Below are 20,463 nucleotides of genomic sequence, written 5' to 3' on the forward strand. Positions count from 1 at the left end.
CCTTTGTGGGCCAGACTACGATAGTCGATGGGCCACTCAGAAGGGGGCAGATCACCGGAAACAGCCGATCTCCAGGTAAGACGCATTGGGATTGCGCGCCGCCAGCGTGTTGAGCAGCGCGACCCGGTTATAGAGAATCGCGTCCCAGTCCCAGTCAATCAACTGGGTGGTACCCTTCTTCGCATAGTCCCGGGCTGCCTTGCGGTACAGCAGCCGATCGTGTTCCTTGCGATAGAGGCGGTTGGCCAGCCGGAGGCCGCGCGACAGATAGTCATTGCCGTTCTCGCCAAAGAACTTGTTCATCCCGGTTTCCCCAGAGGTGGGCGACAAACACGCTTCCCAGCATGTTTTCGCATACAACGAATGTCATGCCACGGCGCGAGGCGCGAGGATAGGAAAACGGTCGCAATTGCCGGCTAGATTGCGTCGATTCCATCCCGCCCGAAGCGCAATTGCCTTGCCGCTTCCCACATGCAACAACGGCCCGCAGAAGCAATGTTCTGGTACCTTTCGCTTCATCCGTTGTGCGCAGGAATACGATTGTCGAACATGACGGCCATCTCCTCGCTTGAGCGGGGCGGAGCGACGGTTCTCCCGGCCACACGGCATACGCGGCCGGCAGGGCCGTGTGCGCCGCCTGTTCAGCGAACACAAACGCAATAATGCAGGCGTGAAACGATCAATGCCGAAGCAAACAATACTGAGCGCCCTGCGCGAGCTTTTCATGGAGCTGAGCCCGGCACGGCGGCGCTCCTTCGTGCCTCTCATGCTGCTGATGCTGGTCGGCGCGTTCGCGGAACTGTTCAGCCTCGGTGCGCTGGTCGTGTTCCTTTCCATGATCGCGGAGCCGGCCGCATTGTCGCGCTTCGCTCTTCTGAACTGGCTTTTCACCGTCCTCGGGGCCTCCACGCAGACGGAGGTCATCTATCTGTCGACGTTTATTTTCGCCGTGGCCGCCCTGGGGGCCGCCGCCATAAGGGTCATTCTTCAAAAGGAGTCGATGACGTTTGTCTATGGTGTTTCCTACGAGATAAGCTCACGTCTCTTCCGTTACACTCTCGCGCAGGATTACATCTACCATACCAGGCGCAATTCCAGCGAGATACTGGCGGCGGTCAACAAGGCCCAGCAGGTCACCGGCGAGCTTCTCGTGCCGCTGATGCAGGCCGTGGTGTCGGTGGTCCTCGCGGCCTTCATCATCGCCGGCCTGATGTGGATCGACCCGGTGGTCGCGGTGGCCTCCGGCGGGGGGCTCGCGGCGATCTACCTCATCACCTCCAGGGTCTGCCACGCGCGGCTGCGCCGGAACAGCCTGATCGCGGCGAAGGCGCAGGGGCACCGCGTTCGGGTGATGCAGGAAGGTCTCGGCGGGATTCGCGACATCCTGCTGGACCGGTCGCAGCCGGTCTTCACGGAAGACTATGAGCGTGCCGAAGCGGAACTGCGCGACGCACGCGTCAGCACTGCGCTGGCGGCGCAGTCGCCGCGCTATATCGTCGAGGGACTGGGGATGGTCGTGGTGGCGGTCGTCGCCTGCGTGACCTCGGTCAATTCGGGCGGCATCGCAGCGGTCCTGCCGACGCTGGGCGCGCTGGCGCTCGGCGCGCAGCGTCTTCTGCCGCTGCTGCAGCAGATCTACGGCGCCTGGGCTTCCTCGACGGGTAACCGCCAGCTGCTGCTCGATCTCGTCGATCTCCTGAGGCAGGGCGCGCCGCCGGCGCTGGCCACGGATGCGAAACTCTCCTTCAATGAAGGGGTGGAGATCGAGCACGTCGGCTATCGCTATGCCAAGGACGGGCGCTCGGCGCTGGTCGATATCAATCTGAGCATTCCGCGCGGCGCCCGGATCGGCATCGCCGGCAAGACCGGCAGTGGCAAATCCACCTTGATGGACATCATCATCGGCCTGCTCGAGCCCAGCGAGGGCGAGATCCGGGTGGACGGTGTGCCGCTCACCGCCGCCAACCGCTATGCCTGGCAGCGCTACATCGCCCATGTTCCGCAGGCGATCTTCCTGTCCGACGCGAGCATCGCCGAGAATATCGCCTTCGGTGTGCGCTATGCCGATATCGACCTTGAACGGGTCAAGCACGCCGCCGAGCAGGCCGAACTCACCGATGTCATCGCCGCGCTGCCACAAGGCTACCAGACCAAGGTCGGCGAGCGTGGCGTGCAGCTCTCCGGCGGCCAGCGCCAGCGCATCGGCATTGCCCGCGCGCTCTACAAGCAGGCTTCGGTGCTGGTGTTCGACGAAGCCACGAGCGCGCTCGACAACGAGACGGAGGCCGCCGTCATGTCGGCCATCGAGCGGCTCGACCGCACGCTCACCCTGATCGTGATCGCGCACCGCCTTTCCACCCTGGAGGGATGCGACATGATCGTGAGGCTGGAGAACGGCAGGGCGCTGGTACAGGAAAAGGTCGGCCCGTGAGCGAGGCGACGCGGCCCGGGGTCCATTTTCTCCAGCGGTTGAAATAATTTGGCTGCTCTGCCAGCTTTCGCTCTGTGACTGCGGCGGCTGCAAGCGGCTGGGCTTGGCAGGCTTTGATTGCGAAGCCCAGTTTGGATAGAAGAGGGCAGGTGCTTGGTGCAGCGCGAACAAAACGAACCCGTAAGGGTGGCGATTCTCGGACACCTCGATCCTCATCTCTTTCCTCCCCTCCACCAATTGTCGATGGCCCTGGCGGAGCGGGGGGGTGATGTCGTTTTCATGTCGCGTAGCGATTCATCGCCAGTCGAGCCCCTCGATGGCCAACTCCGGTGGGTGAGTATTCCCGGGCCAGGTCCCTTTCAGCGGAAGATTCCTTGGTACCGGACAGGATTCCATCACATAGGCAAAGCGCTCCGCGCTCACAGGCCGCACTGGATTGTCGCCCAAAATGACTACATGACGCCGGCAATTTTCCATAAAATAATGCATAAAGATTGTAAGATTATGGTAAATCTTACGGAATATCAGCGCAATCGAAAGTATATATCTCTCGTAAAGCCTTTTGCGGGCATGATCGACGCATATGTGGACTCCTGCGATATATGGTTGAAATGGCGTCAGACGGATTGGCCAAGGTTAAGTGCCGACTATTTTGTCGCTAGGCATACGCCGCCCTTGCGCACAGCGAAGACTCTGGAGCGGCACGCAGGGCCGAGCCGCATACTCTTCACCGGTTCCAAATATGTGCTCGGTCTTGACCGCGATCGGTTGTCGCGGTTCCTTTCGTGTGTTTGCGCGCTGGGCCATCCGATTGATTGGTATCTTCCTGGCACGGACGATGTGCGCGCCACGGCACGGTCGTTGACGCAGAATCCGTTGTTCGCGGTCAAAGAACCGGTCGAAAAGTCCCATCTTTTCGATCTCATGAGCGATTATGACGTGGGGCTTCACTGGGCGCCCATGGCCGAGCGCGTCTACGACCCGGACTATTTTGACTCCGCAGCGTCCAACAAGATCGGGGAATACATCTCCTGTGGTCTCGTCGTGGCGCATGCGGGCAATCCCGGCCTGTCTTTCATCCCCGATGATATCTGCGTCGTATATGATCCAACCGAGCCTGAGGTCGGGGCGCGTCAACTGGCGGCTGCGATTTCGGATACGGAGAAGATATTTCAGATGCGCCAGTTGACCCAAGCCTATCATCATGAAGTGCTGAATTTCGAGAGGCAATGGGAAGGTGTTATACAACACCTCATGCGGGCCTCGAGCTAGGGCGGGGGCTCTAGGCGGAGGTGCCGACCGAAAGATGAAAGTCCTCATCGTCATCTACAGGGATTCGGAGCGTTCCGGCGGGAGCGTAAGGGTCGCGGAGACGTTGGTCCGCTCGCTACGGATGAAGGACGTTAGCTTCGATGTGGTCGCCGCCTATGGCGGCGCAGGTCGGATCGCCCAACTCGTCGGCCGGCGGTTCCATGCCTTGGGCGCTAAGAACCGCCATGACATTGGTGGCTGGTTGCGGTACCGACGGCTGCTGCGGCGGCTCAGGCCCGATATCGTCCATTATATCGAGCCGGTTGTCTGGATGAATGCGGCGTCGATTGGAATGTCATCGAAGCGAGTGCTGCACCAGCATTCCCGGCCCCTGTTCGATGTGCCGAACGTCTCGCCACCGCTAGCCTACAGATGGTTGTTCGGACGGGCCGACCGGGTAGTGGCGATCTCCCATGGCGTCGCCCGGCATCTTGCGCAACTCTACACGCTGGACCCGGGCAAGATCGAGGTCGTACACAACGCGGTCGATCCGGCCTATCTGCAGTGCCGCCACGTCGCGCCGGACGGCCGCCGACGCCTCGGAATGGCGGTTCGAGTGGTGCCGGACAAGGGGGTCGAGGATGCGTTCGCCCTTCTCGATCGGCTGCCGAGGCACTTCATCCTGACCATTGCGGGCGAGGGGCCGGCAAGGCAGGCGCTGCAGAACATGGCGCAGGCGCGCGGTTTGGCCGATCGCGTGGAGTGGCTGGGCTCCGTCAACGACATCGACCGTTTCTACGCCGTGATCGACTATTATCTGTTCATGTCCTGGTATGAGGGCTTCGGGCTGTCTGTTGCCGAGGCGATGCTGGTCGGCAAGCCGGTGGTCGGGCTGCTCGGTGATGGCGAGATCGCCGAGCCGGAATATCCGCTCGTGACGTCGCAAAACGCGGCTCTGGTTCCGCGTTCAAACCCGAAGCTGTTCGGCAACGAGCCGGATGCCGCGACATTTCGCACGCTTGCGAGCCGGATACTGGAACTGGAGGCGGACGAGGCCGCCCGTCAGCGTATGGTCGAATGCGGCCAGCGCTGGACAAGGCAGCGTTTCTCGCCCGAGATTTATGGCCAGCGCATGTACCAGCTCTACCAGAGGGTGATCGAAGAGTGATGGGTCTGGCCCCCGCAAGAACGGCCTCGCACGAGCGGGCAGGGGAGTGGCATGCCTGATCCCATCTGGTTCTGGCAGCGGATCGTTTCGCCCCATATGGCCGGCCTCGCGGCGGCGCTGGCTGAGGCGGGGGAGGATGTGACCTATGTGGCCGAGCAGCCGATGTCGGCCGACCGCGCGGGGCAGGGCTGGAGCGCGCCGGAACTCGGCGCCGCGACGCTTCGCCTGGCCCCGGACCGCGCCGCGATCGAGGCGCTGGTCGCCGCCGCGCCCGCCGCCAGCCGCCACATCTGCCAGGGGTTTCGCGGCAACGGCCTGGTCGGCGTGGCGCAGGAGGCCCTCGCCCGCCGCGGCCTGCGCCAGTGGGTGGTGATGGAGACGGTGGAGGAGAAGGGACGGCTTTCCGCCTGGCTGAAGCGGCTGGAATATGACCGCCTGGTCCGGCGCCGGGGCGACCGGCTGGCGGGCGTGCTCGCCACCGGGCATGCGACGCCGGAGTGGCTGGTGCGGCGCGGCGTGCCGCCCGAGCGGGTGTTTCCCTTCGCCTATTTCCTGCCCGACATCGACGCGCCGCAGGCCGCGCCGGCGGCGGGCGGAGAGGGGGGCTTGCGCTTCCTGTTCGTCGGACAATTCATTGAACGCAAGCGGTTAGACCTGCTGATCGAGGCGCTGGGCGGCATTGCGGCGGCGGGCGATGGGGCGGCGGCGGGCCATTTCACGCTGCGCATCGCCGGCTCGGGGCCGCTTGAGGGCGCGCTTCGGGCGCAGGCGGAGCGGCTTCTTCCCGGGCGGTTCGAGTGGCTCGGCAAGCTGTCGCAGCAGGACGTCCACGGCGTGATGGCGACATCCGACTGCCTGGTGTTGCCGAGCCGGCATGACGGCTGGGGCGCGGTGATCTCCGAGGCGCTGATGGCCGGCACGCCGGTCATCTGCTCCGACCGCTGCGGCGCGGCGGGGGTGGTGCGCCTGAGCGGCCGGGGCGGGGTATTCCGCGCCGGCGACGCGGCCGATCTGGCGCGACGGCTCGGCCGCGCGATCGCCGCGGGCCCCGCGACGCCGGCGCAGCGGGCGGCGCTGGCCCGCTGGGCGCGCTGCCTGGGGGCGCGGGCGGGGGCGGATTATCTGACCGGGATACTGGAGCATCGGACCGATGAGGCCGGTGAGACGCGACCGCGTCCGCCCTGGCAGCCGCCCGCGCCCGGCCCGCGAGGCTGAAGGTGACGGGGCGGAATTAAAGCGGCACGATGCACCCGTCGGCGATATATGTGCCGACACATTCTTCGCCGGCGCGGCCCTGGTCGCGCGCAGGCCCGAGCAGGTCAGGGGTATGGTGCCTTATTCAAGCCTCGTCAGGTCGCGGCCGGATCACAGGCCGGGTATGGGCCGGCTGGTGCCGTATCTGCTGATTCTCACGCTGGTGGGCCTGCGCGTCGCGTCCGGCCCGACTACCCTGATGGCCTATGTCGCGCTTGGCGCCTATGCGCTGACCGGGCGGGGCGCGGCGATCCGCGCGGTCGCCCTCTCCTGGTTTCTGACGATGATCAATCCGGGACTCGCCGCCGCCTCGGGCGGTTTGACGAGAAAATCGCCGAGGGGGCCAGTATGCCCCGAGGGCGGACGGCTCACATTGGCCGAGTTCGCTCCGCCCGGGCAGCGGCTGCGCAACGGACGTTTCAACTATTTTGACGCGGTTTTGGGTTGATTGTTGACAGAGTTCGGTGTGGCCATGCTCGACCTTAGACTCTGTCGAGCGTGTGAAGGGCGGGTGTTCGAATGACAGAAATACAAAATCCGCACATACGGTACGTCTGGATTTTGTTCACAGTCCTGTTCATGTTGGTGTCTTTTGTATTTGATATACTTGGAGGCGGCGGCGCGTCCATAATATGTTTGTTGGTGGCCACGATATTTCTAACGCTTTTTGCTGATAGTAAGAATATATTTCACATATCTTTTCTTTCTGGACACTATGCATTCTGGGTAATGCCATTAATTGTAACGCATTTTGCTGATATTTATATAAATTATTATGCGATATTTTGGTGTTTAGCTGGAGTTGTTTACGCTATTTATTTGACGGATGGGGGGTCTACGTTTGATTGGAATAAGTATTATATTTCAATTCCATTATACCTGTTCTTGTGTATTTATGCGGCCTGCTTTTTTCTGTTGATTATAACAGGAGGGGCCACATTCGTATTGTCGATTGGCCTTCTCATTGTTTCGGCGGCGCTGTGCATGAACAGGGGCGGTAATTTTTCTTCCCTTGTTATATATCTTCTTCTGATTCTGTATTCAGGAGTATATTACGTTCAATTTTGGGAGGGTTTTGGAAGGCTTATAGTAATTGGTGTCTTTATGTCGGTTACATTTATGTATCTAATGCGTATTAATTTCACGATTTTTCTCAAGCCGATTGTTGTTTTGTTGATTCCTTTTGGGACGGTGGCGGGAACATTTCTAAGATTCAGGGTAAATACATTCAACGATGCGTTAATAAATTCAACCCGGGATTCGGCGGTCAGTCCATTCTTGCTGTCGAGCACGATATATGAAACTAGAGGCTCCTCAGCGATAAATGATTTTTCCGGCTGGATCGATCAGATGATGTTGTTTTTCCTGTCGGTCTTTCCGCGAGCAATTTGGACGACAAAGCCGAATGGGTTTGGATACCAATACACAATAGAAAATTTGGCACAGTATCTTATTGAGGCTGGTCATTCTGTTGCCGCAAATTTCCTGGGCGAGCATGTGTACTATCTCGGGGGTGTTTGGGGCATCTTTGGCATGGCTTTGTCTGTCACGCTTATTTATATAATATATAGAGTTCTGTCTCGACCAGATATACTCGGAGGATATGGGGTGTTTCTGGTCGGCCTGTGGATACCTACATATTATTGGGGAGGGATGCAGGCGTTTTCAGCCCGTTTCCTGTTGAGTTGCGTGCCTTTGGTGCTCCTTTGGGGCTTGCACCGGGCGTATCTCATGATCCGTCGTGACCGTGTTCGAGGGCGACGCGGGCCAACAGGACGGCGGGTTTAGCGCATGCTTCCTGATCTCGCGAAAGTCGTCGTCGCACCGTGCGGGGCCGCCGAATGAGTCGTCCCGTCATTCTCGTGGCCGTCGGTCACTATCTCCCCGGCTTCCGGGCCGGCGGGGCGCTGCGGAGCATCGCCAATCTCGTCGATCATCTCGCCGACGAGTTCGATTTCCGCATCCTCACCTCCGACCGCGATCTCGGCGAGGACCGCGCCTATGCCGGGGTGGTGACCGAGCGCTGGGTGCCGGTGGGGCCGGCCCTCGTCCACTATACGCCGCCCGGAAAGCAGGGAGCGGGCGCCATCGTGCGGGCGATCCGCGACCTGCCACATGACCTGCTTTATCTCAACAGCGCGTTCTCGCCGCGCTTCGCCATCCTCCCGCTCGCCGCCCGCCGGCTCGGCCTGGTGCCGCGCCGGCCGACCGTGCTGGCGCCGCGGGGCGAGTTCGCGGGCGGCGCGCTGGCGATCAAGGCGTTCAAGAAGCGCGGCTATCTCGCCGCCGCGCGCCTGGGCGGGCTGTTCGGCGATGTGCGCTGGCAGGCCTCCTCGCCCTTCGAGGCGGAGGATATCCGCGCCGTCATCGGGGCCCGTGCCGGGGTGGCGACCGCCTCCGACCTGACCGCCCGGCTCGCCGACCGGCCGCCGGCGCATGCGCCCCGCGCGCCCGGCGCGCCGTTGCGGGTGCTGTTTCTCGGCCGCATCTCGCCGATGAAGAATCTCGATTTCGCGCTGCGCGCGCTGGCACGGGTGCGCAGCGCGGTGGCGTTCGACATTTACGGCCCGCCCGAGGACGAGGCCTACCGGCTTCAGTGCCTGCAGGCGGCGGCGGTGGTGCCGGCCCATGTGAGCGTGCGCTGGCAGGGGCCTGTGCGGCAGGAGGAGGTCGACGCGCTGATGGCGCGATACGACCTGTTTTTCCTGCCGAGCCGCGGCGAGAATTTCGGCCATGTCATCGCCGAATCGCTGGCGGCGGGAACGCCGGTGCTGATCTCGGACACCACGCCGTGGCGCGGCCTCGCGGCGGCAGGGGTGGGCGACGACCTGCCGCTGAGCGACCCCGCCGCCTTCGCTGCCCGCATCGAGGCGCTGGCCGCCGAGCCGGCCGAAGCGGCGCTGGCCCGGCGCGCGCGGGCTGCCGCCCATGTGCGGCAGGCGCAGCGGCAGGCCGGCGACCTCATGGCCAACCGGAACCTGTTCCGCGCCGCGCTCGGGCGGGCGGTGGCGGGGGCGGTGGCGTCCTGACGTTCGGTGAAGTAAGAGTGCGGGGCGAGGGGCAGGGGCATGCAGGACGAACGCGTTTTGATCACCGGGGGCACGGGCTCCTTCGGCCGGACCATGTTGCAGGACCTGCTGCACAAGGGATGCCCGGAAATCCGCATTCTCAGCCGCGACGAGGAAAAGCAGGACATGCTGCGCGGCACGCTGCGCAGCGGCAATGTGCGCTTCTATATCGGCGACGTGCGCGACCGCGACAGCGTCGACCGGGCGATGGCGGGCGCCACCCGCGTGTTCCATGCCGCGGCGCTGAAGCAGGTGCCCTCCTGCGAGTTCTTCCCGCTGGAGGCGGTGCGCACCAATATTCTCGGCTCGGAGAACGTGGTGCGCGCGGCGGTGGCGGCGGGGGTGCGCTCGGCGGTGTGCCTGTCCACCGACAAGGCGGTGTTCCCGGTCAACGCCATGGGCATCTCCAAGGCGATGATGGAGAAGCTGGCGCAGGCCGTGGCCCGCTCGATCGGGCCCGGGGCGCCCACCACCATCTCGCTGGTGCGCTACGGCAATGTGATGTATTCGCGCGGCTCGGTCATTCCGCTGTTCATCCGCCAGATCAAGGCCGGCCTGCCGATCACCGTCACCGAGCCGAGCATGACCCGCTTCCTGATGCCGCTGCGCGATTCGGTGGCGCTGGTGCACCACGCCTTCGCCCATGCGCGGCAGGGCGACCTGTTCGTGCGCAAGGCGCCGGCGGCGACTATCGCCGATCTCGTCACCGCGCTCACCGAGCTGTTCGGCCGCCCCGACCACCCGGTCGACGTCATCGGCTGGCGGCACGGCGAGAAGCTCTACGAGACGCTGGTCAGCGCCCAGGAACTGAGCAAGAGCGAGGACATGGGCGATTATTTCCGCGTCAGCATGGACGAGCGGGACCTCAACTACCGCGCCTATTTCTCCGAGGGCGACGTGGAGACGGTCGACCAGCACGACTACCATTCGCACAACACCGAGCGGCTGGACGTGGCGGGCGTGAAGGCGCTGCTGCTGAGCCTGCCGGACGTCGTCGCCGAGCTGGAAAGCTGGCAGGCGTGAGCCCGCGATGCCTGTCGAGCGGGCGCCGCTGTCGAACGGGGGGGGGGGCATGAAGGTACTTGTACTCGGCGCGAGCGGCATGCTCGGCAATGCGATGGCGCGGGTCCTGCCCGCCGAGGCTGGGCTCGAGGTCTATGGCGTCGCCCGCCGCGCCTTCTCGCCGCAGGACTTCCCGCACCTGCCGGCCGAGCGCTACCTGACCATCGCCGATATCCATGACCTTGACGCGCTGCGCGCCCTCATCGGCCGCACGGAACCCGACGTCGTGATCAATGCCGTCGGGATGGTGAAGCAGCTCGCGGGGGCGGAGGACCCGCTGGTGGCATTGCCGATCAACGCGCTGCTGCCGCACCAGCTCGCCCGGCTGTGCGGCGAGGCCGGGGCGCGCCTCGTCCATATCAGCACCGACTGCGTGTTCGACGGCGCGCGCGGGAACTATACCGAGGACGATCTTCCCGACGCGACCGACCTCTATGGCCGCAGCAAGCTGCTCGGCGAGGTGGATTATCCCCACGCCGTCACCCTGCGCACCTCGATCGTCGGCCACGAGATCGACAGCCATCACGGCCTGTTCGACTGGTTCCTGTCGCAGCAGGGGACGGTCGCCGGCTACAGGCGCGCCATCTTCTCGGGGCTCACCACGGTCGAGTTCGCCCGCGTCATCGCCCGGCAGGTGATGCCGAACCCGCAGTTGCGCGGGCTGTATCATGTCGCCGGCGAGCCGATCAGCAAGCACGACTTGCTCGGTATCGTGGCCGAAGCCTATGGCAAGCGGATCGAGATCGTGCCGCGGGACGAGCCGCGCATCGACCGATCGCTGAGCGCGGCGCGTTTTCGCGCCGCGACCGGCTACAAGCCGCCGGGCTGGCGCACGCTGGTGCGGGAACTGCGCGATGCCTATGACCGGCGGGGGTGACGTCATGAGCGAGAGCGTCCGGCGCGTCGTCGTCACCGGGGCCGGCGGGCTGCTCGGCTGGCATTGCGCCGCGCATCTTCACGCGCGCAACTGCGCCGCGCGCTATCGCGGCGCGCCGGTTCCGTTCGACCTGGTGGCGCTCGACCGCGCGGCCTTCAACGATCCGGCGCGGCTGGCCGAAGCGGTGGCCGGCGCGGCGGCGGTGCTGCATTTCGCCGGCGTGAACCGCGGCACCGACGCCGAGGTGGAAAGCGGAAACATCGACATCGCCACCCGCCTCGCCGGGGCCTGCGCGGCGGCCGGGGCAAGGCCGCACATCGTCTACGCCAATTCGACCCACGCCGCGCACGACACGCCCTATGGCCGCTCCAAGCGCCGGGCGGGCGAGATCCTCTCCGCCGCGACCGACCGCTTCACCGATCTGGTGCTGCCGCATATTTTCGGCGAAGGGGCGCGGCCGTTCTACAACAACGTCACCGCCACCTTCATCCACCAGGTGGCCCGCGGCGAGACCCCGAGCGTCAATCCCGAGGGGCGGGTGCAGCTTCTGCATGCCGGCGCGGCGGTGGAGGAGGCCATCGGCGCCCTCACCGGCGGGGTGACCGGCGAACGCCGTCCGGCCCCCCGCCCGATGGGCGTGGCCGATCTGCTGGCGCGGCTGCAGGATTTCCATGCCGCCTATGGCACGAACATCTTTCCCGACCTGTCGGACCCGTTCGACCTCGCTTTGTTCAACACCTACCGCGCGGCGCTCTACCCGGACGGCTTCCCGCGTCCGCTCGCGCTGAAGAGCGATGCGCGCGGGGTGCTGTTCGAGGCGGTGAAGGGGGGCGGTGGCGGCCAGACCTTCCTGAGCTGGACCGAGCCCGGCGTTACCCGCGGCGATCATTTTCACCTCGCCAAGGTGGAGCGCTTCCTGGTGCTGCAGGGCGAGGCGGTCATCCGCATCCGCCGCGTGCTGGGCGGGCCGGTGTGGGAATTCCGCGTCGATGGCCGCCAGCCGGCGGTGGTGGACATGCCCACGCTGCACACGCACAGCATCGAGAATGTCGGCGCCGCGCCGCTGCTGACGCTGTTCTGGACGCAGGCGGTGTTCGACCCCGCCGCGCCCGATACCTATGCCGATCCGGTTCTGGGGTGAGACGATGCTGAAGGTCATGACGATACTGGGCACGCGGCCCGAGATCATCCGCCTCTCGCGGGTGATGGCGCGGCTGGACGCGTTCTGCGACCATCGCATCGTCCATACCGGCCAGAACTATGATTACGAGCTGAACGAGGTGTTCTTCGAGGATCTCGGCGTGCGCCGTCCCGACCATTTCCTCGGCACCGGCGGGGGCACGCTGGGCGAGACGCTGGGCAAGATCCTGATCGAGAGCGAGAAGGTGCTCGCCGCCGAGCGCCCCGACGCGGTGCTCATCCTCGGCGACACCAATTCGGCCATCGCCGCCCTGATGGCGCGGCGGATGAAGATCCCGGTCTATCACATGGAGGCCGGCAACCGCTCCTTCGACCGCAACGTGCCGGAGGAGACCAACCGCAAGGTTGTCGACCACATCGCCGACTTCAACCTCGTCTACACCGAGCACGCGCGCCGGCACCTGCTCGCCGAGGGCCTGCCGCACCGGCGCATCTACCTCACCGGCTCGCCGATGCGCGAGGTGCTGGAGCATTACCGCACCCGCATCGAGGCGTCCGACGTGCTGCAGCGGCTCGGCCTCGCCCCGCGCGGCTATTTCATCGTGTCGCTGCACCGGGAGGAGAATGTCGACAGCGGGGAGCGCCTGGGCGAACTGGTCGGCGCGCTGTCGGAACTGGCGATACGCTATGAGCGGCCGCTCATCGTCTCCACCCATCCGCGCACGCGCAAGCGGCTGGAAGCGCTAGGGGTGGAGGCCGATGCGCGAGTGCAGTTCATGAAGCCGTTCGGCTTCCACGACTACAACCACCTGCAGATGAACGCCTTCTGCGCCATCTCGGACAGCGGCACCATCGCCGAGGAAGCCTCCATCCTCGACTTTCCCGCCATCACGCCGCGCGATTCGATCGAGCGGCCGGAGGCGCTGGACACCGGCTCGATCATGGTGACGGGCCTTGGCCGCGCGGCGGTGCTGCGCGGCGTGGAGGTGGTCACCCGGCTGTTCGCCGCCCGGGCCGAGCACGGGCTGGCCTGTCCGCTGCCCGACGACTACGCCATCGCCAACACGTCGGAGCGGGTGGTGAGCCTGATCCTCGGCACCGCGCCGCTGTCGAATGCCTGGGACGGCATCCGCCGCAACGATCTCACCCCATGACTGGCTCCGCCTCCGCCTCGGCCTCCCATACGGGCGGGCGCCGGCCGCGCCTGATCCTGCTCAAGCAGTGGTTCCACCCCGAGCCCGGCATGCGCGGCCTCGCCTTCGCGCGGCGGTTCGAGGAACTCGGCTTCGAGGTCGAGGTGGTCACCGGCTTTCCCAACTATCCCGGCGGCAAGGTCTATGAGGGCTACCGCATCCGGCCGCTGCTGCGCGAACGCATCGAGGGCGTCGCGGTGACCCGGCTGGCGCTCTATCCCAGCCATGACCGTAGCCGCATCGGCCGGGTGCTGAACTATGTCAGCTTCTTCCTCTCCGCCGCCTTCTACCTGACCTTCCTCGCCCGCCGCGCCGACGTGGTCTACGCCTATCACCCGCCGCTGACGGTAGCGATGGCGGCGGCGGTGGCGCGGATGTTCCGCCGCACGCCGCTGGTGCTCGACGTGCAGGACATGTGGCCGGACACGCTGCGCGCCACCGGCATGGTCGGCAATGAGCGGGTGCTGCGCGCGGTCGGCGCCGCCTGCCGCTGGACCTGGCGGCGCGGCGACCGGATCAGCGTGCTGTCGGAAGGCTTCCGCCGGCTGCTGGTCGAGCGCGGCGTGCCCGCAGAGCATGTCACCGTCATTCCCAACTGGGCCGACGAGAGCGCGATGCGGGCGCCGGCGGGCGCTCCGCCCGCCGCGCTGGCCGCGCCGGGCCGGTTCCGGCTGCTGTTCGCCGGCAATATGGGCCCGGCCCAGGGGCTGGGCGCGGTGCTGGAGGCGGCCGCCCTGGTGGCGCCGCAGCGGCCGGAAATCGAGTTCTGCTTCCTCGGCTCCGGCATCGAGCTCGACCGCCTCAAGGCGCGCGTCGCGGCGGAAGGCCTCGCCAATGTGCGCTTCCTGCCCCGCGTGCCGATGGCCGAGGCGGGCGCCTATCTCGCAGCGGCGGATGCGCTGCTGGTGCACCTGACCGCGGACCCGCTGTTCGCCATCACCATTCCCTCGAAGACGCAGGCCTACATGGCGGCGGGCCGGCCGATCCTGATGGCGGTGGAGGGGGATGCGGCCGATCTGGTGCGGGCGGCACAGGCCGGGCTGGTGGTGCCGCCGGAAAACCCGGCCGCGCTCGCCGCCGCCGTGCTGCGGCTGGCCGACATGGCGCCCGACGCGCGCGAGCGGCTGGGCACGAACGGGCGCCGCTACTATGATGAACATCTGTCCTTCGCCCAGGGCACGCAGCGGCTCGCCGAGCTGCTGCGGGCGGCGATGGCGGGCGCGCATGCCGGGGAGCGGACCTGATGAAGCGGGTTTTCGACATCGCCGTCTCGGCCAGCGCCCTGCTGGTGCTCTCGCCGGTCCTGCTCGTGGTGGCGCTGCTGGTGCGCTGGAAGCTGGGCAGCCCGGTGCTCTTCCGCCAGATGCGGCCGGGGCTGAACTGCCAGCCCTTCGCCATGGTCAAGTTCCGCACCATGACCGATGCGCGCGGCGCGGAGGGCGAATTGCTGTCGGACCGGGAGCGGCTGACGCCGTTCGGCCGCTTCCTGCGCGCGACCAGCCTCGACGAACTGCCCGAGTTGTGGAACGTGCTCAAGGGCGAGATGAGCCTCGTCGGCCCCCGGCCGCTGCTGATGCGCTACCTCCCCTATTACTCGCCGCGCGAGATGCGGCGCCACGAGGTGCGGCCGGGGGTGACCGGGTTGGCGCAGATCCGCGGCCGCAACGCGATCACCTGGGAAGACAAGCTGGCCGCCGACGTCGAGTATGTCGAGAGCCGGTCCTTCGCGCTTGATCTGCAGATCCTTTTCCTTACCGTCGCCAAGGTGTTCGGCGGCAAGGGCGTGCTGGACGCGGCGCCGCAGGGCGCTCTCGACATTTACCGGGCAAAGAAGAGCGATGGCTGAGCACGCGGCGACATTTCGGCGACTCTCGCGGGCGGACGTCGATGCGCGCACCCGCGCGCTGAACGAGGAGAGCGTCCTCGACGGCATATTGATGGAGGTTCCGGTCGGGCTGGCGCCGTCGGAACGCTGGTTCGAGCGTATCCAGACCGATTCGAGCCGGCGGGACTTCGCGCTGGCGCGGGAGGGGGAAGCGGTCGGCTTTTCCGGCCTCGTCAATATCAGCCAGCGGGACCGGACGGCGGAACTCTACATCTTCATGCCCCGCGCGCATCAGGGGCGCGGTCTCGGTTCCGTGCTGCTGGAGGCGACCCTGCGCTTTGCCCTGCTCGAACTCAATCTCCGCAAGATCACGCTTTACGTGACGATCTCGAATACCGCGGCGATGCGGTTCTACGAGCGGGCCGGCTTCTTCCGCGAGGCGGTGCTGAAGGAGCATGTCTGGCATCGCGGCGCCTACCGCGACCGGGTCATCTATTCCAGGTTCCTCGCCGCCGGCGAGGCCGACCGGTCGGCCTTCTACGGCGCGCTTTCATGACCAACGTGCTGCTGTCCTGCGCCGGTCGGCGGGTCTATCTGGTCGACTATTTCCGTGCCGCGCTGGCCGGAAGCGGCCGGGTGATCGGCACCGATATGAGCCTCACCGCGCCGGCCATGGCGGCGTGCGATGTCGCCCGGCAGGTGCCCGCCTGCGCCGCGCCGGATTATCTCGACCGGCTGAAACAGGCGATCCGGGCGGAAAAGGCGGACCTCGTCTTCTCGCTGAACGATCTCGAACTGGAACTGCTGGCCGGCCACCGCGACGCCATCGAGGCCGAGACCGGCGCCGTGCTCTACGTGCCCTCGGTGGAGACCGCCGCCATCGGCGCCGACAAATGGCGCAGCTTCCTGTTCGCGCGTGAGCACGGCATCGGCGCCCCGCCGACCTTCCTGCGCCTCGACGACGCGCTGGCGGCGCTGGCGCGGGGGGAACTGCGCCTGCCGGTGATGGTGAAGCCGCGCTGGGGCAGTGCCTCGATCGGGCTGGCGCGGGTCGAGACGGCGGCGGAACTGCCGGCCGCCATCGAGGCCTGTCGGGCCGCCATCGCCCGCAGCATCCTCGCCGCCACCGGGCTGGAGAACGCGGTGATCGTCCAGCAGTGCCTCGAAGGGCCGGAATATGGCGTCGACATCCTGTTCGGCCGTCATGGCGACCTTCTCGGCTTCGCCGCCAAGCGCAAGCTGGCGATGCGCGCGGGCGAGACCGACAAGGCGGTGACCGTCGCCCCCGAGCGTTTCGCGCCGATGGTCGACGCGCTGGCGCGGCATTTGTCGCATCGCGGCAATCTCGACTGCGACTTCATGGAGCACGAGGGCGCGCTGCATCTGATCGAATTGAACACGCGCTTCGGCGGCGGCTACCCCTTCACCCAATTGGCCGGCGCCGACCATGTCGGCCGCCTGCTCGCCGAATTCGAGGGGCGGCCGATGCCGCCCTATCGCTACGAGGTCGGCCGCGCCTTCGCCAAATACGACATGCTGGTCGAGGTGCCGGCGCCGTAGGGCCGGCGCCCGGCCTACGCCCCGTAATAGTCCCGGTACCACGCCACGAAGCGCGCCACGCCCTCGCGGAAGGGTGTGTGCGGACGGTAGCCGGTCAGCGCCTTGATCAGGCCCGCCTCGGCCCAGGTGGCGGGCACGTCGCCGGGCTGCATCGGCAAATAGTTGCGGAGCGCGGTGCGGCCGGTCTCCTGTTCGATGGCGTCGATGAAGTCGAGCAGGCGCACCTTCTCGGAATTGCCGATATTGACCACGCGGAACGGCGCCGCCGGGCTGAGGCTGTCGCCGGGCAAAGCTTCGCCCCGCGCGCCGGGCAGCGGCGGCACGGTGTCGATCAGCAGCCTTATGCCCTCGACGAGGTCGTCGACATAGGTGAAGTCGCGCCACATCTCGCCGTGATTGTAGATGTCGATCGGCGTGCCCTCGATGATGCCGCGGGTGAACTTGAACAGCGCCATGTCCGGCCGGCCCCACGGGCCATAGACGGTGAAGAAGCGGAACATCGTCGTCGGCAGGGCGTAGATATGGGCGTAGGAATGGCCCATCGCCTCGTTCGCCTTCTTGGTGGCGGCATAGATGGTGAGCGGTGTGTCGGCCTTGTCGGTCTCGCGGAACGGCATCTCCTCATTGGCGCCGTAGACCGAGGAGGTCGAGGCCATCAGCAGGTGCTGCACCGGCACCGCGCGGGCGCATTCCATCACGTTGAAGGTGCCGACGATGTTGGCCTCGATATAGGCGCGCGGATTCTCCAGGCTGTAGCGCACGCCCGCCTGCGCCGCGAGATGGACGATCACGTCCGGCTGGAAGTCCTCGACCGCCGCCCGGAGCGTGTCGAAATCCTCCAGCAGCGCCTCGGTGGCGGCGAAGGCCTCGTTTTGTGCCAGCATGGAATGACGGCGCTGCTTGAGGCGGACGTCGTAATAGTCCGTCATCCCGTCATAGCCGTGGACGCGCCAGCCCTGCGCCAGCAACCGGCGGGCGAGGTGAAAGCCGATGAAGCCGGCCGTGCCGGTGATGAAGATGCGCCGTTGCGACACGCTGTTCTCCCGCTGCCGCGCCAGGGAGCGCGGCCTTGCCCTGCCGGCTGTGTTACAAGGGGCCGGCAGGCTTGGGAAGCAACGCCGCGCCGGGTCAGCCCACGGCGCGCAGATGGCGGATCGGCCGGCCCGGCGCCATGGCCTGTGCTGCCCGCACCATGCCCTGCGCGTCGATGCCGACATGGCGGTAGAGGTCGGCAATGGTGCCGGTCTGGCCGAAATGCTCGACCCCCAGCGCCCGCGCGCGGTGGCCGTGCACGGCACCGAGCCAGCCCAGCGTCGCCGGGTGGCCGTCCACGGCGCTGATGATGGCGCAGCCCGGCGGCACCGCGTCGAGCAGCGTCTCGACATGGGCGCGGGCGCCCGCATCACCGGCTTCGCGGGCACGCTGCGCCTGCGTCCAGCCGCCATGCAGGAGGTCGGCCGAGGTGACGGCGAGCAGGCCGACATCGCGCCGGTCCTCGGCGATCAGCCCCACCGCCTCGATCGCTTCCGGCGCCAGCGCCCCGCTATAGGCGATGACCACCTGCGCGTTCGGCCCCGGCCGGCGCAGCCAGTAGCCGCCCTTCACGATGTCGGCCGCCAGCGCCGCGTCCATGGTCCGGCGCGGTTGCTCGATGGTGCGGGTGGACAGGCGCAAAGAGGCCGAGCCGCCATCCTCCGCCTGCACATGCGCGAAGGCGAAGCGCAGGATGACGGCGAGTTCATCGACAAAGGCCGGCTCGAAGCTCGCCAGCCCATCCTGCGCCATGCCGATCAGCGGCGTGGCGATGGACTGGTGCGCCCCGCCCTCCGGCGCCAGCGTCACCCCGGAAGGCGTGGCGGCGATGATGAAGCGGGCGTCCTGGTAGCAGGCATAGTTCAGCGCGTCGAGCCCGCGCTCGATGAAGGGATCGTACAGCGTGCCGATGGGCAGCAGCCGCTCGCCGAACAGCGAATGCGACAGGCCGAGCGCCGAGAGCATGGTGAACAGGTTCATCTCGGCGATGCCGAGTTCCAGGTGTTGGCCGCTCGGGGCGAATTCCCAATTATAGGTCGAGGGAATGCGCTCCTTCTTGAAGGTGTCGGCCAGTTCCTCGCGCGCGAACAGCTTGCGCCGGTTCACCCACGCCCCGAGATTGGTCGAGACGGTCACATCGGGCGAGGTAGTGACGACGCGGCGAGCGAAGGTGTCCTCGCGCTTGCCGATTTCGTTCAGCAGCAGGCCGAAGCCCTGCTGGGTCGACATGGCAGGCTGCAGCGGCACGTCGAGCGCGGCGGGCACCTCGATCTTCGGCGGCGCGTGGCGGCGCGTGCCTTCGGTGTGGAACGGCACGGCGTCAAGAAACGCCTGCAGCGTCGCGGGCGGCGTCGCCAGCCCCTCGAACAGGTCCCATTCATGCCCGGGGCGGACATCGTGGCGCGTGCGCAGGGTTTCCACCTGCGTCGGCGTCATCAGCCCGGCATGGTTGTCCTTGTGGCCGGCGAGCGGCAGGCCGAAGCCCTTGATGGTGTAGGCGATGAAGCAGACCGGCCGGTCATGGCGGCGGGCGGCCTCGAAGGCGTCGACCAGCGAGGGCAGGTCGTGCCCGCCGAGATTGCCCATCAGCGCCGCCAGTTCGTCATCCGAACGGCGGTCGAGCAGCGCGCTGACCTCGCTTTGGTCGCCGATGTCGTCCATCAGCCGCTTGCGCCAGGCCTTGCCGCCCTGGAAGGTCAACGCCGAGTAAAGCGGGTTCGGGCAGGTGTCGATCCAGCGCTTGAGCGCCGCGCCGCCCTTCTCCCTGAACGCCGCCTGCTGCAGCTGGCCGTATTTCAGGATCACCACATCCCAGCCGAAGTTGCGGAAGATGGATTCGAACCGCTCCCACAGCCCCTCGCGCACCACGGCGTCGAGGCTCTGCCTGTTGTAGTCGACGATCCACCAGGTGTTGCGCAGGCCGTGCTTCCAGCCCTCCAGCAGCGCCTCGAAGATGTTGCCTTCGTCCATCTCGGCATCGCCGACGAGCGCGACCATCTTGCCCTCGGGGCCCTGTCCCAGCCCCTTGGCGGCGAGATAGTCCTGCACCAGCGAGGCGAACAGCGTCTGCGCCACGCCGAGCCCGACCGAGCCGGTGGAGAAATCGACGTCGTCGATGTCCTTGGTGCGGGAGGGGTAGGACTGCGCGCCGCCATAGGCGCGGAAATTCTCCAGCTTCTCCCGCGTCTGCTTGCCGGAGAGATACTGGATGGCGTGGAAGATCGGGCTGGCATGCGGCTTCACCGCCACCCGGTCCTCGGGGCGCAGCGCCCTGAGGTAGAGCGCGGTCATGATGGTGGCGAGCGAGGCGGAGGAGGCCTGATGGCCGCCGACCTTCAGCCCGTCGGCGTTGGGGCGCACATGGTTGGCATTGTGGATGGTCCACGTCGCCAGCCACAGGATCTTGCGCTCCAGCTCTTTGAGGATCGCGATGTCGGCGGCGGCGTGGTCGGCACTGTCTGTGGCGGTCTTGGCCATGGTCGGCGCTCCGGGCTCACCCATGGACGAATGCTAGGTACAAGGCGAAGGCGTTTGGAGCTATTATCGGTCGCGAATGGTGCCTTTCATGGCTGAAATCACCATTATCCTGTCATTTCCTGGT

Annotated in this window: 18 protein-coding genes; 15 read left to right on the forward strand and 3 right to left on the reverse strand. The window is 66.2% G+C overall.

The window, feature by feature from the left end:
• Window positions 1-51 precede the first annotated feature (51 nt).
• Complete coding sequence (locus KHC23_RS23315; protein WP_213376103.1) at window positions 52-303, reverse strand: hypothetical protein; 252 nt, start codon at window positions 301-303, stop codon at window positions 52-54.
• Between the two features lie 379 nt (window positions 304-682).
• On the opposite strand from KHC23_RS23315, the gene KHC23_RS23320 reads away from it, so the two are divergent.
• The 15 genes from KHC23_RS23320 (at window position 683) to KHC23_RS23390 (ending at window position 16,829) form a co-directional block, all read left to right on the forward strand.
• Entirely contained in the window at window positions 683-2,431 is a 1,749-nt protein-coding gene (locus KHC23_RS23320; protein WP_246544910.1) for an ABC transporter ATP-binding protein, read from the forward strand.
• Window positions 2,432-3,001: 570 nt separating this feature from the next.
• Complete coding sequence (locus KHC23_RS23325; protein WP_213376104.1) at window positions 3,002-3,703, forward strand: hypothetical protein; 702 nt, start codon at window positions 3,002-3,004, stop codon at window positions 3,701-3,703.
• A 34-nt stretch (window positions 3,704-3,737) separates the two neighbouring features.
• A complete protein-coding gene (locus KHC23_RS23330; protein WP_213376105.1) occupies window positions 3,738-4,850 on the forward strand; it encodes a glycosyltransferase family 4 protein in 1,113 nt (370 codons plus the stop codon).
• A 51-nt stretch (window positions 4,851-4,901) separates the two neighbouring features.
• Complete coding sequence (locus KHC23_RS23335; protein ID WP_213376106.1) at window positions 4,902-6,065, forward strand: glycosyltransferase; 1,164 nt, start codon at window positions 4,902-4,904, stop codon at window positions 6,063-6,065.
• Window positions 6,066-6,228: 163 nt separating this feature from the next.
• Window positions 6,229-6,552 carry a hypothetical protein gene (locus KHC23_RS23340; RefSeq protein ID WP_213376107.1) on the forward strand — a complete coding sequence of 108 codons (324 nt, stop codon included), beginning with the start codon at window positions 6,229-6,231 and terminating at the stop codon, window positions 6,550-6,552.
• 131 nt (window positions 6,553-6,683) lie between these two features.
• Complete coding sequence (locus KHC23_RS23345) at window positions 6,684-7,892, forward strand: hypothetical protein (protein WP_213376108.1); 1,209 nt, start codon at window positions 6,684-6,686, stop codon at window positions 7,890-7,892.
• A 53-nt stretch (window positions 7,893-7,945) separates the two neighbouring features.
• A complete protein-coding gene (locus KHC23_RS23350) occupies window positions 7,946-9,133 on the forward strand; it encodes a glycosyltransferase family 4 protein (RefSeq protein WP_246544911.1) in 1,188 nt (395 codons plus the stop codon).
• A 39-nt stretch (window positions 9,134-9,172) separates the two neighbouring features.
• Window positions 9,173-10,195: a polysaccharide biosynthesis protein gene (locus tag KHC23_RS23355; RefSeq protein WP_213376109.1), complete on the forward strand. Its 1,023-nt coding sequence runs from the start codon at window positions 9,173-9,175 to the stop codon at window positions 10,193-10,195.
• A gap of 49 nt (window positions 10,196-10,244) precedes the next feature.
• Window positions 10,245-11,111 carry a dTDP-4-dehydrorhamnose reductase family protein gene (locus tag KHC23_RS23360; RefSeq protein ID WP_213376110.1) on the forward strand — a complete coding sequence of 289 codons (867 nt, stop codon included), beginning with the start codon at window positions 10,245-10,247 and terminating at the stop codon, window positions 11,109-11,111.
• A 4-nt stretch (window positions 11,112-11,115) separates the two neighbouring features.
• Window positions 11,116-12,252, forward strand: coding sequence for a polysaccharide biosynthesis C-terminal domain-containing protein (locus KHC23_RS23365; RefSeq protein WP_213376111.1), 1,137 nt, complete (start codon window positions 11,116-11,118; stop codon window positions 12,250-12,252).
• Between the two features lie 4 nt (window positions 12,253-12,256).
• Entirely contained in the window at window positions 12,257-13,405 is a 1,149-nt protein-coding gene (wecB, locus tag KHC23_RS23370; RefSeq protein WP_213376112.1) for a non-hydrolyzing UDP-N-acetylglucosamine 2-epimerase, read from the forward strand.
• Complete coding sequence (locus KHC23_RS23375; protein ID WP_213376113.1) at window positions 13,402-14,688, forward strand: glycosyltransferase family 4 protein; 1,287 nt, start codon at window positions 13,402-13,404, stop codon at window positions 14,686-14,688. The genes wecB and KHC23_RS23375 overlap by 4 nt, the downstream gene beginning before the upstream one ends.
• Window positions 14,688-15,290 carry a sugar transferase gene (locus KHC23_RS23380; protein ID WP_213376114.1) on the forward strand — a complete coding sequence of 201 codons (603 nt, stop codon included), beginning with the start codon at window positions 14,688-14,690 and terminating at the stop codon, window positions 15,288-15,290. Before KHC23_RS23375 ends, KHC23_RS23380 begins: the two co-directional genes overlap by 1 nt.
• Complete coding sequence (locus KHC23_RS23385; RefSeq protein ID WP_213376115.1) at window positions 15,283-15,825, forward strand: GNAT family N-acetyltransferase; 543 nt, start codon at window positions 15,283-15,285, stop codon at window positions 15,823-15,825. The genes KHC23_RS23380 and KHC23_RS23385 overlap by 8 nt, the downstream gene beginning before the upstream one ends.
• Entirely contained in the window at window positions 15,822-16,829 is a 1,008-nt protein-coding gene (locus KHC23_RS23390) for an ATP-grasp domain-containing protein (RefSeq protein ID WP_213376116.1), read from the forward strand. Before KHC23_RS23385 ends, KHC23_RS23390 begins: the two co-directional genes overlap by 4 nt.
• A gap of 14 nt (window positions 16,830-16,843) precedes the next feature.
• On the opposite strand, the gene KHC23_RS23395 is transcribed toward KHC23_RS23390, so the two are convergent.
• Together KHC23_RS23395 and KHC23_RS23400 are read right to left on the reverse strand one after the other, a co-directional pair.
• Window positions 16,844-17,863: an NAD-dependent epimerase/dehydratase family protein gene (locus KHC23_RS23395; RefSeq protein ID WP_213376117.1), complete on the reverse strand. Its 1,020-nt coding sequence runs from the start codon at window positions 17,861-17,863 to the stop codon at window positions 16,844-16,846.
• Between the two features lie 94 nt (window positions 17,864-17,957).
• On the reverse strand, window positions 17,958-20,339 hold the full coding sequence (locus KHC23_RS23400; RefSeq protein ID WP_213376118.1) for a transketolase: 2,382 nt from the start codon (window positions 20,337-20,339) through the stop codon (window positions 17,958-17,960).
• Between the last annotated feature and the right edge of the window lie 124 nt (window positions 20,340-20,463).

Source organism: Ancylobacter dichloromethanicus, from assembly GCF_018390645.1.
Taxonomy (GTDB): Bacteria; Pseudomonadota; Alphaproteobacteria; order Rhizobiales; family Xanthobacteraceae; genus Ancylobacter; species Ancylobacter dichloromethanicus.